Consider the following 14,264-nt stretch of genomic DNA (forward strand, 5'->3'; position numbering starts at 1 on the left):
CACTCGTGTTTCTTAATCCCAATTACTTCAATTTATGATAGCTTACCGTTGACTACAGCAACGATAGCGCCCACTAGTGCAGAAATCCCAATCATAGCAAGGGTGTCAACCACCATTAATTTCATATCAAAACTGGATTCGTACATGTGCATAAAATAGGTCATGTGTAAGGCGGCAAACAATCCGATACCCATACCGGCTTTGATTCCGGGTACGCATTTGCCAATGCCCTCATTCAGTTGGAACACCCAACCCATAAGGAAGCCGTAACTCATCGAACCGATAAAAATGTGTGTTAAGTTCTCTTCACCCGGAGGTTGTGGAAAGAAGTCATGCAATAACATGCCGTACACAATCCATCCTAATAAGAAGTAAGCAATGCCGCCAACGATACCGCCAGCAAGTAATTTTTTTGCATTCATAATCGTTTAGTTTATTGGTTATCAGTATTAAAATTACTTACAAAATGTTAAAATTTAACAATTGTTCCTAGAAGTTATTAACTGTTGAAATTTATAAATTGTTGATAATGAGCGCTTCGTTAGGTTTTAATAGGCTTGCGAGAATAGTAATACAAAAAAAAACACCCCGAAGGGTGTCGCTTTTATTCGTCGTCACGATATATTTTATCGTACAGGTGTTTGTATTTTTCTTTGATAATTTTACGTTTGAGTTTGAGGGTCGGTGTTAATTCACCGCCATCGATGCTCCAAACGGTAGGGGTAAGTTCAAACTTTTTAATTTTTTCCCAATTCCCAAATCGCTCATTGATTTTATCAACTTCTTCTTGAATTCGCGCAATCACATGCGGGTTAGAGGCAATTTCTTCATATGATGTTCCAATTGAATCGTGGTGCCTTTTGGCCCATTCTTTCACAAATTCAAAACTAGGTTGTATAAAGGCTGCCGGCATTTTCTCACCGTCGCCAATCACCATGATTTGCTCAATGAAGAACGACTGTTTCATCGCATTTTCAATCATTTGCGGGGCAATGTATTTTCCACCCGATGTTTTGAACATTTCTTTCTTGCGATCGGTAATTTTTAAGAAACCATTGGCGTCGACTTCACCAATGTCTCCTGTATGGAAATAGCCGTCTTTAATGGCTTCATTGGTCAAGACATCATCTTTATAATAGCCCATCATGACGTTCGGACCCTTGCACAAGATTTCGCCATCTTCTGCAATTTTGAGTTCGACATTATCAATCACACGACCAACAGTCCCTACTTTAAAACCTCCATTTTTTTGATCGTTTACGGCAATAACGGGCGACGTTTCGGTTAAGCCATAGCCTTCCATAACTGGCATTCCTGCTGCGGCAAATACGCGAATGAGTCGGTGTTGCAACGCCGCACTCCCAGAAACCATAACGGTTAATTCACCACCCAAGGCTTCTTGCCATTTGCTAAAGATTAGTTTACGAGCAATTTTTAATTGGAATTCATACCACCAACCGTTGGCGCCATAGGGTTCGTATTTTAAACCTAGTTCTAAAGCCCAAAAGAAAATTTTACGTTTCAATCCTGTGAGTTCGGCTCCTTTTTGATAGATTTTGTCGTATACTTTTTCCAATAATCGCGGAACGACAGAAAAAACATTGGGATGTACTTCTTTGATGTTGTCGGATAATTTATCGATGCTTTCAGCGAAATAAATAGAAACCGAATAATACTGATAGATATATAATATCATTCGTTCAAAGATGTGGCAAACAGGAAGGAAGCTCAACGCTTTGGATTTGCCTTCTTCAAAAGGAATGCGTGGCGCACTGTCCAAAACATTGGAAACAATATTTTGATGGGACAACATCACCCCTTTTGGTTTACCTGTTGTTCCTGAGGTATAAATAATTGTGGCTAGATCTGTGGTTAGTACTCCATCTTTTCGCGCTTCCACTTCATTTTGATTGGACGTGTCTGCACCAAGTTCGAGTAAAGATTTCCAATTTAAACAGTCAGAGAGTTCATTGAATGCATAGATTTCCTTCAAACTCGGGACATTGTGGCGAACCGATTTTAACTTAGCAAAAACTTCGCTGTCAGAAACAATACAATACGAAGATTCAGAATGGTTCAAAATGTATTCGTAATCCTCTGCAGCAATAGTGGGATAAATCGGCACCGATTGAGCACCCGTTTGTAGTATTCCAATATCACAGATGTTCCATTCCGTTCGGTTGGTGCTGGAAATAATCGCTATTTTGTCATTTTTCTGAACGCCCAAACGAAGTAAAGCACGCGAAATAGCATTGGCTTGATCAATGTATTCTTGTGTCGAAGTTTTTACCCATTCCTCGCCATATTTGGTCACCAAACAGTCCGATTTGTTGTTTTTGGACAATTGGTGGTAAGGGAAATCAAACAGCCTGCTGATGGATTGCATAGTCAATATTTTTTGCCAAATTAACGAAAACAGCGGGCTTTCACAATATTAATTTAAAATTTAGACGCAATAAAATCGTAATTTGTAGCTTTGTGTCCGATTTGAATCAATTCCATAATGCGTCATTTTCCACGTTTGAACGAATATAAAGTATTGGCATACAGGCTTTTTTTAGCCTATATGTTTTACATGATTGCTCGATTTCTATTTTATTTTTATAATTCGAATTTAATCAAAGTGGATTCGTGGACCGACTTATTTCCGTTAGCCTATCATGGGTTAGCCTTTGATACCACAACGATTCTTTATGTCAATTCGTTGTTTATTTTACTCTCCATTCTTCCTTTTACTATAAATCAACAAAAAGGGTATCAGGTCGGACTCAAAATTCTATATTTTACAACCAATTTAATTGCTTTTTCACTCAACTTTATTGACTTCATTTATTACCGGTATTCGTTTAATCGAAGCACCCGAGCTTCTATGGATATTGTCGAAAATGAAACCAATAAGGCAGCATTGTTTGGAAGTTTTTTGATCCATTATTGGCATGTGTTTGCGCTGTTTGTAGCATTGTCTTTGCTTTGGGTGTATTTGTATGGAAAACAAAAAGTTAAATCCGACAAGCAAAAGTTATCATTAAAGTATTTTTTCGCTTCTACAGTATCCTTATTATTGATTGTTGCATTGTGTATTGGAGGGATTCGAGGCGACTTTAGAAAGAGTACCCGACCCATCAATGTGGTGGATGCTAGCCGTTTTGTGACCGATGCTTCGCAATCGGATTTCGTGTTAAATACGCCGTTTGCGGTGATCCGGACTTGGAATACGAATACCTTTCAAAAAGTGCAATTGGTGGATCAACCCACGGTAGATTCACTTTTGGTGCCCATCAAACACTATAAAAACAATCCCAAAACTAAGCCCAATGTGGTGATTTTTATCTTGGAAAGTTTTGGAAAAGAATACATCAGTTCGTTTAATAAAGACGAGCAAATCAAAGGCTACAAAGGCTATGCGCCGTTTGTGGATTCTTTGGCACAACACAGTTTGATTTTTACCAAAGCCTACGCGAACGGCTATAAATCCATTCATGGAATGTCATCGGTGCTTTCTGGAATCCCTTCTTTCAAAGATGCCTTTACTTCCTCACCGTATCCGAAACAGAAAATTGAATCCTTGGTTTCAGTATTGAAAAGTGAAGGCTACGATACTTCGTTTTTCCATGGAGCGCCCAACGGTTCGATGGGGTTTTTAGGTTTTAGTAATATTTTAGGTATAGACAATTATTACGGTAAAAATGAGTACAATAACGACCAAGATTTTGATGGATATTGGGGGATTTGGGACGAACCGTTTTTTCAGTATTTCAACAAAACAATATCAGCCAAAAAGCAACCGTTTATGGCTACTTTGTTCTCCGTTTCTTCACACGAGCCGTATATCGTTCCGGATCAATACAAAGGGAAATTCCCAAAAGGAACCAACCCCATGCACCAATGTGTAGGCTATACGGATTTTGCACTTAAACAGTTCTTCAAAGCGGCTTCCAAAGAACCGTGGTTCAATAATACCATTTTTGTTTTGGTTGCCGATCATGATAATTTGATTTATTACGATAAATATTATAACGATCAGTACGCACATACTGTCCCCATTTTATTTTATTCGCCCAAGTTTAACTATAAAGGCGTGAATAATGAATGGGCGCAGCAAATCGATATTTATCCAACCATTCTCGATATGATCGGCTATGAAAAGCCGTTTCGCAGTTGGGGAAGAAGTTTGATTAGCGATACAAAAGTGCCGCCTTTTGTGATGCGTTATTCTTCTGACTTGTACCAAATGATGAGTGGGAATTATATTTGTACTTTTGATGGACAAAAAGCGGTGGGTTTTTATAAGCGAAATGATTTTGCGTTAAAACACAATTTAATTGCCCATCGCAATGTAGAAATGAATCTTTTAGAAAAACGCTGTAAAGCTTTTTTACAAGATTATATGGAACGAATTATTGATAAAAAATTGACTTCTAAACCTTAAGAAATGCGTTTACGAAATAAAATACTCTTAGCTGTTTTTACTATTGCTTTAATTGCTGGAGGTAAGTATGTTTACGACCGACATATTAACCATAACTTCATGACAATTACCGAAGGTAAAGTGTATAAAAGTGGTGTCATTCCTCCCGATGAAATCAAAGAGTATGTGGACAAATACCACATCAAATCCATTGTCGATTTGCGGTTTCCAGGTACGGGTGATGATGTTAATAATCCGGAGGTTCCTGCCGAATTGAAAGCGGAAAAAGAAGCCGTTGCCAAAATTCCGGGTGTGAATTATTACAATAACGGTTCCGATCAAGTGCCCAATCAAAAGAACTTGGATTATTTTTATGAAATCATGGATAATCCAAAGAACTATCCTGTGTTAATCCACTGTTATCACGGAATAGGTCGGGCACAAATTTATTCTGCTATTTATCGCATTGAATACGAAGGTATGTCTAATGAAGAAGCCCGTCAAAAAGCCGCTTTTCCAGTAATGTTCAGTTCGTTTGACGATGGGAAACCCAAAGGAGAATTTTTGAAAAACTACAAAACCCGCAAGCAGAAAGGGGAGAAGTAATGTGCCAATGAGACAATGTGCCAATGAGGCAATTTGAAGGTTTGAGAATTTGAAAATTATTTGTCCAAATTCACGAATGTCATAACTTTCAACGTAATCTACTTTTTCTTATTACTACTGAAAACTGCGACTGCGACTGTAAACTAATAACCGTCATTTTAATTATTTCTTTTTCTCCTCCTTCGCTGAAAACAACTTCATGCGTTCGCCGTTGATGAAGATTTTACCCGAATTTAAATGTACCGTCATTTCAATGCGCATCCAAGATTCTTCGGGTTCGCCCGCAACAGGCGTGGTGTATTTGTAGTATAAAATATACTTGACATTATCGTAGCCCTTTGTAGCCTTCAATTCACCGCTTTCCGAACATTCTAATCCCCAAATCATGGGGCGTTTTAAGGCATCGTGTTGCTGGTATTGCCCTGTGCCACCGGAATTGAGTTCGATGATAGGTTCGGCACCTTTGAATTGATACGTCCCATAAATAGGATATTCACAAGTGGTGGTGATAAAATGTTTCCCATCTTCAGTTTCGATTTCTGTCACTTTTTGACCATATGAAAAAGAAGTAACAACCATAAAAGCGATCAATAAAAAGGAGCGTAATTGCATAAAATTCTAATTTGAAGTACAAGATATAAATAAAAAAGAAACCTAACCCAATTTTAGATAAGGTTAGGTTTTTTATAACAATTAGTTGTTTTTCTCAATCCATTTGCGCGCATTGACAAAGGCTTCAAGCCACGGACTCACTTCGTCTTTTACGCCGCGATCAGTATAATACGCCCAGTTCCACGGGAAAATGGAGCGTTCAATATGCGGCATCATGACCAAATGTCTACCTGTTGTATCGCACAACATGGCCGTATTGTAATCCGATCCGTTCGGATTGGCAGGATAGCCTTCGTAAGCATATTTTGCGACAATATGATACTGATTTTCAGCCTCTGGCAAATGGAATTTTCCTTCGCCATGCGATACCCAAACGCCCAAGGTGCTACCTTCCAATGTAGAAAGCATTACCGAATTGTTTTTTTGAACCGTTACAGAAGTAAATATACTTTCGTGTTTTTGACTGTCGTTATGGTGCATTTTTCCATGAACAGCATGCTCGGGATGAATGAGTTCTAATTCCATAAACAATTGACATCCATTACAAATACCGACAGAAAGGGTGTCTTGACGGGCAAAGAAATTCTTTAAAGCCGTATTCGCTTTTTCATTGTATAAAAAGGCTCCAGCCCATCCTTTGGCACTTCCCAGAACATCAGAGTTGGAGAAACCTCCCACAGCACCAATGAATTGGACATCTTCCAAGTTTTCGCGACCGCTAATCAAATCGGTCATGTGAATATCCTTAACATCAAATCCGGCCAAATACATTGCATGAGCCATTTCCCGTTCCGAATTACTTCCCTTTTCACGAATAATCGCAGCTTTGGGTCGGGTTGTCGGGGTAGACTCAATTTTTCCCGTAAAATGGGCTGGGAAAGTATAAGTAAGCGGTTGTTCAAAAATATGGGTAAAACGCTCGTGTGCTTTGTTATTTTGAGTTTGTTTTTGGTCTAATAAATACGAAGTTTCAAACCAAACTTTTCGCAATTCAGGAATATCAAATTCAAATGAATCAATGTTTAGTGTATTGCCTTCGCAAACCGCTCCCAATGCTATTATTTCTACATTTTCTTTCGCGAAAGCGGCTTCAAATTCAGTGTCGTTTTGCGCTTGAAGTACGATGCCAATATTTTCTGCAAATAGAACTTTTACAGCATCTTTTTCACTAAATCCTGCCAAACTTAATTGAGCACCTAGTCCTACTTCTGCAAAACACATTTCCAATAGTGTCGTAATCAAACCGCCACTTCCTACATCGTGACCTGCCGCAATTTGACGGTTTTTAATCAGGTTTTGGATGGTATTAAAAGCTCTCTTGAAATAGTCAGCATCTTGAATCGATGGTGTTTCGTTACCAATTTTGTTGAGTATTTGAGCTAGCGAACTTCCTCCCAATTTGAATCCGTCTTGAGAAAGCGGAATGTAATATAAGGAACCGGCATTGCGTTGGGCTACGGGTTCGATTACTTTTGTAATATTCGAACAATTTCCAATAGCCGAAATAATCACTGTTCCCGGCGCAATCACATCGCCATTCGGATATTTTTGTTTCATCGAAAGCGAATCTTTCCCTGTTGGAATGTTGATTCCCAATTCAATAGCAAAATCAGAACAGGCTTCCACAGCGGCATATAATCGGGCATCTTCGCCTTCATTTTTACAAGCCCACATCCAGTTCGCCGACAAAGAAACGCTTTGTAATCCGTCTTTTAAGGGGGCAAAAACCAAATTGGATAAGGCTTCACCAATCGCATTGCGACTTCCTGCTTTAGGATCAATTAAGGCTGCAATTGGTGCATGACCAATACTGGTCGCCACACCTTCTTTTCCGTTAAAGTCCAAAGCCATAACCCCCACATTGTTTAAGGGCAATTGCAACGGACCCGCGCACTGTTGTTTGGCAACGCGACCACCTACACAACGGTCTACTTTATTGGTTAGCCAATCTTTACAAGCCACGGCTTCTAAGCGTAAAACTTGATTTAAATAGGTGTGTAGTTGGTCAGTAGTATAGGTTATCGAATCATATTTTCGTTCGATAGTTGCATCATTCATGATGGTTTTGGGCGAACTCCCAAACATGTCACTCAAGGCGAGATCCATGGGTTTGGCTCCCGACTTCGAACCCGCAATGGTGAATTTATGATCGTTGGTAATTGCACCCACTGTATACATGGGAGAACGCTCACGTTCAGCAATGCGTTCTAGTGTTTCCAAATCTTTGGATCCAATGACCAATCCCATGCGTTCTTGGGATTCGTTGCCAATGATTTCTTTGGCAGAGAGGGTAGGGTCTCCTACAGGAAGTTTGTCTAGGTCAATGGCTCCTCCAGTAGCTTCTACCAATTCTGAAAGACAGTTTAAATGGCCCCCTGCACCATGATCGTGAATGGAAACAATCGGGTTATGGTCGCTTTCAACCAAACCACGAATGGCATTAGCCGCGCGTTTTTGCATTTCAGGATTGGAACGTTGGATAGCGTTCAATTCGATTCCCGAACCAAAAGCCCCCGTATCAGCGGAAGAAACAGCGGCTCCACCCATTCCAATACGGTAATTTTCACCTCCTAAAATCACAATTTGGTCACCCAATTGCGGTTCGTGTTTTTGGGCTTGTTCGGCTTTGCCATAACCAATTCCGCCGGCTTGCATGATCACTTTATCATAGCCCAACTTACGGTTGTCTTCTTCGTGTTCGAACGTAAGCACCGAACCCGTGATTAAGGGTTGGCCAAACTTATTCCCAAAATCGGAGGCCCCGTTGGATGCTTTGATTAAAATGTCCATCGGAGTTTGGTACAACCACGGACGTTCTTCAACGCCTTTTTCCCAGGGACGATCTTGGGCTAATCGCGAATAGGCCGTCATGTAAACGGCCGTTCCAGCAAGTGGAAGCGAACCCTGGCCACCGGCTAAACGGTCGCGAATTTCACCACCCGAACCCGTTGCCGCACCGTTGAAAGGTTCGACCGTAGTCGGGAAATTATGCGTTTCTGCCTTTAGTGAAAGCACCGATTCAAAAGGTTTTTTGGTATAAAAGTCGGCCACATCTGCGCGTTGCGGTGCAAATTGCTCCACCACCGGCCCTTTGATGAAAGCCACATTATCTTTATACGCCGAAACGATATCGTTGGGATGTTCGGCGGACGTTTTTTTAATTAATTTGAATAAGGACGTTTCTTTTTCAACACCGTCAATTACAAAAGTACCGTTGAAAATTTTGTGGCGGCAGTGTTCTGAATTGACTTGGGAAAAACCAAAAACTTCAGAGTCAGTTAATTTTCGCCCTAATTTTTCGGCTAATTGATTCAAGTAGGCCACTTCTTCATCGCTCAATGCCAAACCTTCTTGTTGGTTGTAGGCGGCAATATCTTCAATTTCTAGAATCGGTTCGGGTTGGAGTTGAATCGTGAAAAGCTCTTGATGCAAACGCTCAAATTGTTGCGAAAGCATGGGGTCAAAATCGGTTACAGCCTCTTTTACCGCATGAAATTCTTCAATGCGTACGATACCTGAAATTCCCATATTTTGGGTGATTTCAACCGCATTGGTGCTCCAAGGAGTTACCATGGTAGCGCGAGGTCCGATAAAAGTACCGATGATTTCTGATTGGTCGATTTTTTGGGTATTTCCAAACAACCAATTGAGTTTTTGTAGCGTTTCTTCAGAAAATGGAGTAGTAGACTGAACTGCATAAACAGTTCCGGTTTCGTTACCGAAAAAATGAATCATTGTTGTGTTGTTGTAAGTTGTGGCACAAAGGTAAGGGAATCTCAAAAGGGAAGCAAACCGAAATGCAATAGTTTTTCACAGGTTTTTGACAAAAAAAAACCTCCCGAAGGAGGCTATATTTAGTTAGTAATAAATTGATAAGCACCAATGTTGGTATTGGTCGTTCGGGTTTTATTCAAAATATCTAACGTTACTACAGTAATCGCTGCAGGCATGGAAGTCGATAAATCCTCGGTAGGCCACAATTTATTTTCCGTTATTTTTTTAAATTTTGGATTGAAGGTTTGCGAATTTGTCGCATTGTAGCAATTGGTAAAATTCGTGGTATTGGTTGGTAAATACAACGGATTTGCACTACTGTTGTTCAGTTTGATCAAACTGTTTGTAAACTGATAGGCAAAACTCGCATCGGGTGAAGTGGAGTTGGGTGGCGTGAATTTGTCCAATTTCAAAGCATTTTGATTGCTGCTATACAGGATGCAATTGGTAAAATTGGCCGCTGTTAAATCACTAATGTATGTTGTATTTTCAACTTCTAAATAATTACCAACCACTACAGCAAATTGTTTCGAACTGTTCCAATTGTTGTTAAATGTACAATGGGTGAAATTATACACTCCGCCAAGGGTTGCCGCCAATGAAGCTTGTCCACAATAGTTGATGACGAGGTTCGAACCCGTTATTTGGGCGTCCCGACCTAGAATTCCTACATTGGCACAATTGTAAATTTGAACATTAGAAAGATTCAATTTGGGTTGGTGGGTGTCGTCTTCTCCGAGTGCTAATCGTTTTTGAACCAACAATCCAACCGTTGCATTTTTAATAGTTAAATGATTGATGGAATTGGTATTCAATTCAGACAACATCATAATGGCACCCCATTGACCCGGTACATCACTGTACAAGGGTTCGAGTCGGTCACCTTCAAATACCACTTCATTTGTTAAGTTGGCGGGATCATTTCCAGGTGGATTGCCTCCGTTGATTTGAATTGAGGCGGTCTGACTCACAATTAAGCCTGAATTAGCGTGAAAATGGACACGTGCCCCTGCATCCACGACTAAATTTTTCCCATTAGGAACCATAGCATATCCATAGACCACATAAGGTTTTTGGTTGGTCCAATGCAATTCATCGCCGTTTACAGGATCATTTTCACTCAAATTGCTGCCTACAAATTCGATAGGATCATTGTTTTCATCCAAACCTAAAGAGATGGTTTCATAAACATTTTGACTATCTCTTTGCGGATAAATAAAAATGGCATCTTGAATTAAGGTCACTAAATCAACATTTTGAATTACATTGTTGGCATGGCGAAATTCAATTTTATCGGTATACAAATAATCGGTCGGGTTCGCATCGGCTACATCCGAAGTTACTTCAATAAAAATAAACATACTGTCTTTTGCCAATAACTCCACATTTCGGAAGATTTTTCCATCCCCAATTCCGCTATTGTCGGCATCTTCGCCCGTCATTCCATCCACCATTATACGGTAATTGGAATTGGTACCTTTACCCAACTGAACGGTAGGAATCGAAATGTCTTTGTCGGAATCATTATAGACTTTTAAACGGTAAGTACTTGAACCAATGTTGGTGAAAACCGTATCCAAATACACAGTGTCTTTGGAAAAGCGAAGTTGCACGGTACTGGGTTCGAATTCGAAATCATCGCGACAAGACGTCAGTAAAATACCTGAAATAAGGGCTAAAAATAGAAGTAGTTTGCGCATTATAATCTTCTGAGAATTTTGGTAAAAATAACGATTTTGATTGTTTTTTGGGTCAAACAACAGAAGGATAACGTAAATTTTTAAAGTTTATTCTGTGTTAATGCCGTTGTGGATTCATTTGAAATGGGCTAATTTTACCCAAATTTAAAAAAATGCAATTCGATAAAGAGAAAATGCTTCGTTTGTGTAACGAATGGAGTAAAAATACTTTAATGGAAACCCTTGAAATTGAGTATGTTGATGCGGGGGAGGACTTTTTAGTTGCGACCATGCCTGTGAATTCGAGAGTACATCAACCCATGGGACTTTTGCACGGTGGTGCTTCAGTGGCTCTAGCAGAAAGTGTGGGTAGTGCAGCTTCCATTATGTTTGTGAATCCTGAAAAACAGGAAGTGCGAGGTATCGAGATTTCGGCCAACCACTTAAAAGCCAAACGCGAAGGAAGAGTGACTGCAACAGCCAAAATTATTCACAAAGGGGCCAGTATTCATTTGTGGGAAATTCGAATTGTAGATGAAGCCGATAAATTGGTGTCCTTGTGTAAGTTAACCAATATGATTTTACCCAAACGGTAATGGAGTTGATTCGTTCTAAAATTGAGGAAAAATTAGCACAAAAAATTCCTTTTGTGTGTTATGCTAAACCCGATTCGAATCAGGTGATTGGACTCTTTCAGCGATCGAACCAAAATCATAATTTTGATCCCACAGCTGCGGGTTTTTGCATGGTTTCCTTTGAGGGTAATACCCAACTTTTTATTCCTGAATCCGATACTGATTGTTATTTTGAAACATTTTCGGCTAAAGATTTTTTATGGACCGAAGTAAAACCCGAATTTGAATCGGATGCCAAAGTGCATTTTGAATCGATAGTGGCCAAAGCAGTAAACGCGATAGAAGCCGGTGAGCTGCATAAAGTAGTTTTGTCACGAAAAGAAATGCATTCGTTTGATTCCAGTCAACTGTATGCAACGTTTGAGCGATTACTTGCCTTATATCCTACGGCATTCCGCTATTTTTGGTACCATCCTGATTCAGGGGTTTGGATGGGCGCAACTCCAGAGCAATTAGCAAAAAAAGTCGGTACTACCGTCAAAACGGTAGCCCTGGCGGGGACACAAGTAGGTTCGTTGGAGTCGCTACTCCAATGGGGTGAAAAGGAAATTCGCGAGCAACAGTTGGTTACCGACTATATCGTTAGTTCACTTACCCCTGTAACTGATTCCATTACAATTTCCGAACCCTATACACATCAAGCCGGTTCTTTACTGCACATCAAAACGGATATTGAAGCTGAATTGAATTCCAATTGGGAAGCTGTGGTGAAAACCTTGCATCCTACGCCTGCTGTAGGTGGTTTTCCTAAAAGTGTTGCGCTTCAGTTTATTGCTGAAAATGAAGGGTATGATCGTCGTTTTTACGCAGGGTATTTGGGCGAATGGAATAAGAATTTTGGTACATATAAGTCGGGTGACTCGGATTTATACGTGAATTTGCGCTGTATGCAATGGGAAAACGATAGCCTTTCCATTTATGTAGGATGCGGCATTAATGCTGGAAGTATTCCTGAAAAGGAGTTTATGGAAACGGTTCACAAAGCGGCTACGGTAAAACGTGCTTTATAAATATTCGTTACTTTTGAAAAAAAATAACCCATGAAATTAGATATACTCGCTTTTGGAGCCCATCCTGATGATGTTGAATTGGGATGCAGTGGCACCTTAGCCAAAGAAGTTAGTTTAGGCAAGAAAGTTGGCATCGTCGATCTTACGCGTGGTGAATTGGGTACGCGGGGTTCGGTCGAAATTCGCAACAGTGAATCAGCAAAAGCTTCTGAAATACTGGGTATTCATGTTCGCGAAAACCTCGACATGCGCGATGGTTTTTTTGTAAATGATGAAACCCATCAGTTAAAAATCATTCAAATGATACGCAAATATCAACCGGATGTGGTGATTTGCAATGCCATTGATGACCGTCATATCGATCATGGAAAAGGCAGTAAATTGGTTTCCGACGCTTGTTTTCTATCAGGATTACGAAAAATTGAAACCGAATGGGAGGGAAGTTCGCAACAAGCTTGGCGCCCCAAAGCGGTGTACCATTACATTCAGTGGAAAAATATCGAGCCGGATTTCGTTGTGGATATCTCAGGTTTTATGGACGTGAAAATGGAATCCATATTGGCTTATGGCTCCCAATTTTACAATCCGAATTCCAATGAACCCACAACGCCCATTGCGACTAAAAACTTTTTGGATAGTGTAAAATACCGTGCACAAGACTTGGGACGAATAGTCGGCGTTGAATTTGCAGAAGGTTATACTGTGGAAAGGTATTTGGCCGTCAATAGCTTAGGGGATTTGATATAATTTTATTAAAAAAAGCTTTGCAAAAGAAAAAGTTTGCAATATATTTGCCACCGCAAAAGAGGGTTCCTCTCTAGCAACTACAAACGGTGATTGTAGCTCAGTTGGTTAGAGCGTCGGATTGTGGTTCCGAAGGTCGGGGGTTCGAGACCCCTCATTCACCCAAAAGCCCTGAATTTTCAGGGCTTTTTTTTATTTCTATACGTTTCTTTTTTACTTTTGATAAAAATCTTCGTCATGAAAAACTTCATTTTGATTGTGCTGTTATTGCCCATGCTGGGATTGGGTCAGGCGAAAAAGAAAAAAGCGGCCCCTAAAAAAGCCACTTCAGAAGCCCATCACGGCGGGATGCAAGGATTGCCCCCAGAAATTGAACGGACCTTAAAAATTAAATTGGCCGTAATTCAGCATTTTGTTTCACAACCTGGTGATAAAGGCGAAGAGCTTTTTTGGCAAACCAAAGGGAAATTGACGTTTGGGATTGTTAATTATACCGAAGAGCAAAATCCGAAGTTTAAAGAATTGTTCATTGCCCAATACAAAACGATGTACCAAGAATACATTTTAATGTTGTCACAAGGGGATGTCAAAGCTACAAATCGTTTTATGCAACTTTTGATTAAGCAAGAACTAGAATACAGGAATCTCTTAACTCCCGAGCAATTAAAAAAATACCAAGAGGCATTCGTTACGATGGAAGCCACTAACAAGTCAATGTATGATTCCTATTTGGGCTTGTTTTTTTCCGATACCTTATTAGCTGAATATCAAAAAGGTTTTCGATAAAAGAAAAGGG

The 14,264-nt window shown here is 40.0% G+C and carries 11 protein-coding genes and 1 tRNA gene; 7 read left to right on the plus strand and 5 right to left on the minus strand.

The window, feature by feature from the left end:
• Window positions 1-32: 32 nt before the first annotated feature.
• Window positions 33-422, minus strand: a complete 390-nt coding sequence (locus EQG61_RS11755) for a hypothetical protein (RefSeq protein WP_129462139.1) — start codon at window positions 420-422, stop codon at window positions 33-35.
• Window positions 423-604: 182 nt separating this feature from the next.
• Window positions 605-2,386, minus strand: a complete 1,782-nt coding sequence (locus EQG61_RS11760) for an AMP-dependent synthetase/ligase (RefSeq protein WP_129462140.1) — start codon at window positions 2,384-2,386, stop codon at window positions 605-607.
• Window positions 2,387-2,503: 117 nt separating this feature from the next.
• Between EQG61_RS11760 and EQG61_RS11765 the strand changes: the two genes are divergently transcribed.
• The gene (locus EQG61_RS11765) at window positions 2,504-4,429 is read left to right on the plus strand and encodes an LTA synthase family protein (RefSeq protein ID WP_129462141.1); all 1,926 of its coding nucleotides are present in this window, start codon (window positions 2,504-2,506) and stop codon (window positions 4,427-4,429) included.
• 3 nt (window positions 4,430-4,432) lie between these two features.
• Complete coding sequence (locus EQG61_RS11770) at window positions 4,433-5,014, plus strand: dual specificity protein phosphatase family protein (RefSeq protein WP_129462142.1); 582 nt, start codon at window positions 4,433-4,435, stop codon at window positions 5,012-5,014.
• Window positions 5,015-5,176: 162 nt separating this feature from the next.
• On the opposite strand, the gene EQG61_RS11775 is transcribed toward EQG61_RS11770, so the two are convergent.
• From EQG61_RS11775 to EQG61_RS11785, 3 genes are all read right to left on the minus strand, one after another.
• A complete protein-coding gene (locus EQG61_RS11775; RefSeq protein ID WP_129462143.1) occupies window positions 5,177-5,626 on the minus strand; it encodes a hypothetical protein in 450 nt (149 codons plus the stop codon).
• An 81-nt stretch (window positions 5,627-5,707) separates the two neighbouring features.
• A complete protein-coding gene (gene purL, locus EQG61_RS11780) occupies window positions 5,708-9,361 on the minus strand; it encodes a phosphoribosylformylglycinamidine synthase (RefSeq protein ID WP_129462144.1) in 3,654 nt (1,217 codons plus the stop codon).
• A 119-nt stretch (window positions 9,362-9,480) separates the two neighbouring features.
• Entirely contained in the window at window positions 9,481-11,100 is a 1,620-nt protein-coding gene (locus tag EQG61_RS11785; protein WP_129462145.1) for a hypothetical protein, read from the minus strand.
• Window positions 11,101-11,252: 152 nt separating this feature from the next.
• Between EQG61_RS11785 and EQG61_RS11790 the strand changes: the two genes are divergently transcribed.
• From EQG61_RS11790 to EQG61_RS11810, 5 genes are all read left to right on the plus strand, one after another.
• Window positions 11,253-11,675: a PaaI family thioesterase gene (locus EQG61_RS11790; protein ID WP_129462146.1), complete on the plus strand. Its 423-nt coding sequence runs from the start codon at window positions 11,253-11,255 to the stop codon at window positions 11,673-11,675.
• The gene (locus EQG61_RS11795) at window positions 11,675-12,724 is read left to right on the plus strand and encodes a chorismate-binding protein (protein WP_129462147.1); all 1,050 of its coding nucleotides are present in this window, start codon (window positions 11,675-11,677) and stop codon (window positions 12,722-12,724) included. Before EQG61_RS11790 ends, EQG61_RS11795 begins: the two co-directional genes overlap by 1 nt.
• Window positions 12,725-12,754: 30 nt before the next feature.
• Entirely contained in the window at window positions 12,755-13,471 is a 717-nt protein-coding gene (gene bshB1 / locus EQG61_RS11800) for a bacillithiol biosynthesis deacetylase BshB1 (RefSeq protein WP_129462148.1), read from the plus strand.
• 85 nt (window positions 13,472-13,556) lie between these two features.
• Window positions 13,557-13,632, plus strand: a tRNA-His gene (locus EQG61_RS11805).
• A gap of 73 nt (window positions 13,633-13,705) precedes the next feature.
• On the plus strand, window positions 13,706-14,254 hold the full coding sequence (locus EQG61_RS11810) for a hypothetical protein (RefSeq protein ID WP_129462149.1): 549 nt from the start codon (window positions 13,706-13,708) through the stop codon (window positions 14,252-14,254).
• Window positions 14,255-14,264: the final 10 nt, after the last annotated feature.

This window comes from Flavobacterium stagni, assembly GCF_004122105.1.
Lineage (GTDB): Bacteria > Bacteroidota > Bacteroidia > Flavobacteriales > Flavobacteriaceae > Flavobacterium > Flavobacterium stagni.

Coding starts and splice junctions, on each gene's coding strand:
- EQG61_RS11755 (WP_129462139.1), bottom strand. CDS start 422: ATGAATGCAAAAAAATTACTTGCTGGCGGTATCGTTGGCGGCATTGCT.
- EQG61_RS11760 (WP_129462140.1), bottom strand. CDS start 2,386: ATGCAATCCATCAGCAGGCTGTTTGATTTCCCTTACCACCAATTGTCC.
- EQG61_RS11765 (WP_129462141.1), top strand. CDS start 2,504: ATGCGTCATTTTCCACGTTTGAACGAATATAAAGTATTGGCATACAGG.
- EQG61_RS11770 (WP_129462142.1), top strand. CDS start 4,433: ATGCGTTTACGAAATAAAATACTCTTAGCTGTTTTTACTATTGCTTTA.
- EQG61_RS11775 (WP_129462143.1), bottom strand. CDS start 5,626: ATGCAATTACGCTCCTTTTTATTGATCGCTTTTATGGTTGTTACTTCT.
- purL (WP_129462144.1), bottom strand. CDS start 9,361: ATGATTCATTTTTTCGGTAACGAAACCGGAACTGTTTATGCAGTTCAG.
- EQG61_RS11785 (WP_129462145.1), bottom strand. CDS start 11,100: ATGCGCAAACTACTTCTATTTTTAGCCCTTATTTCAGGTATTTTACTG.
- EQG61_RS11790 (WP_129462146.1), top strand. CDS start 11,253: ATGCAATTCGATAAAGAGAAAATGCTTCGTTTGTGTAACGAATGGAGT.
- EQG61_RS11795 (WP_129462147.1), top strand. CDS start 11,675: ATGGAGTTGATTCGTTCTAAAATTGAGGAAAAATTAGCACAAAAAATT.
- bshB1 (WP_129462148.1), top strand. CDS start 12,755: ATGAAATTAGATATACTCGCTTTTGGAGCCCATCCTGATGATGTTGAA.
- EQG61_RS11810 (WP_129462149.1), top strand. CDS start 13,706: ATGAAAAACTTCATTTTGATTGTGCTGTTATTGCCCATGCTGGGATTG.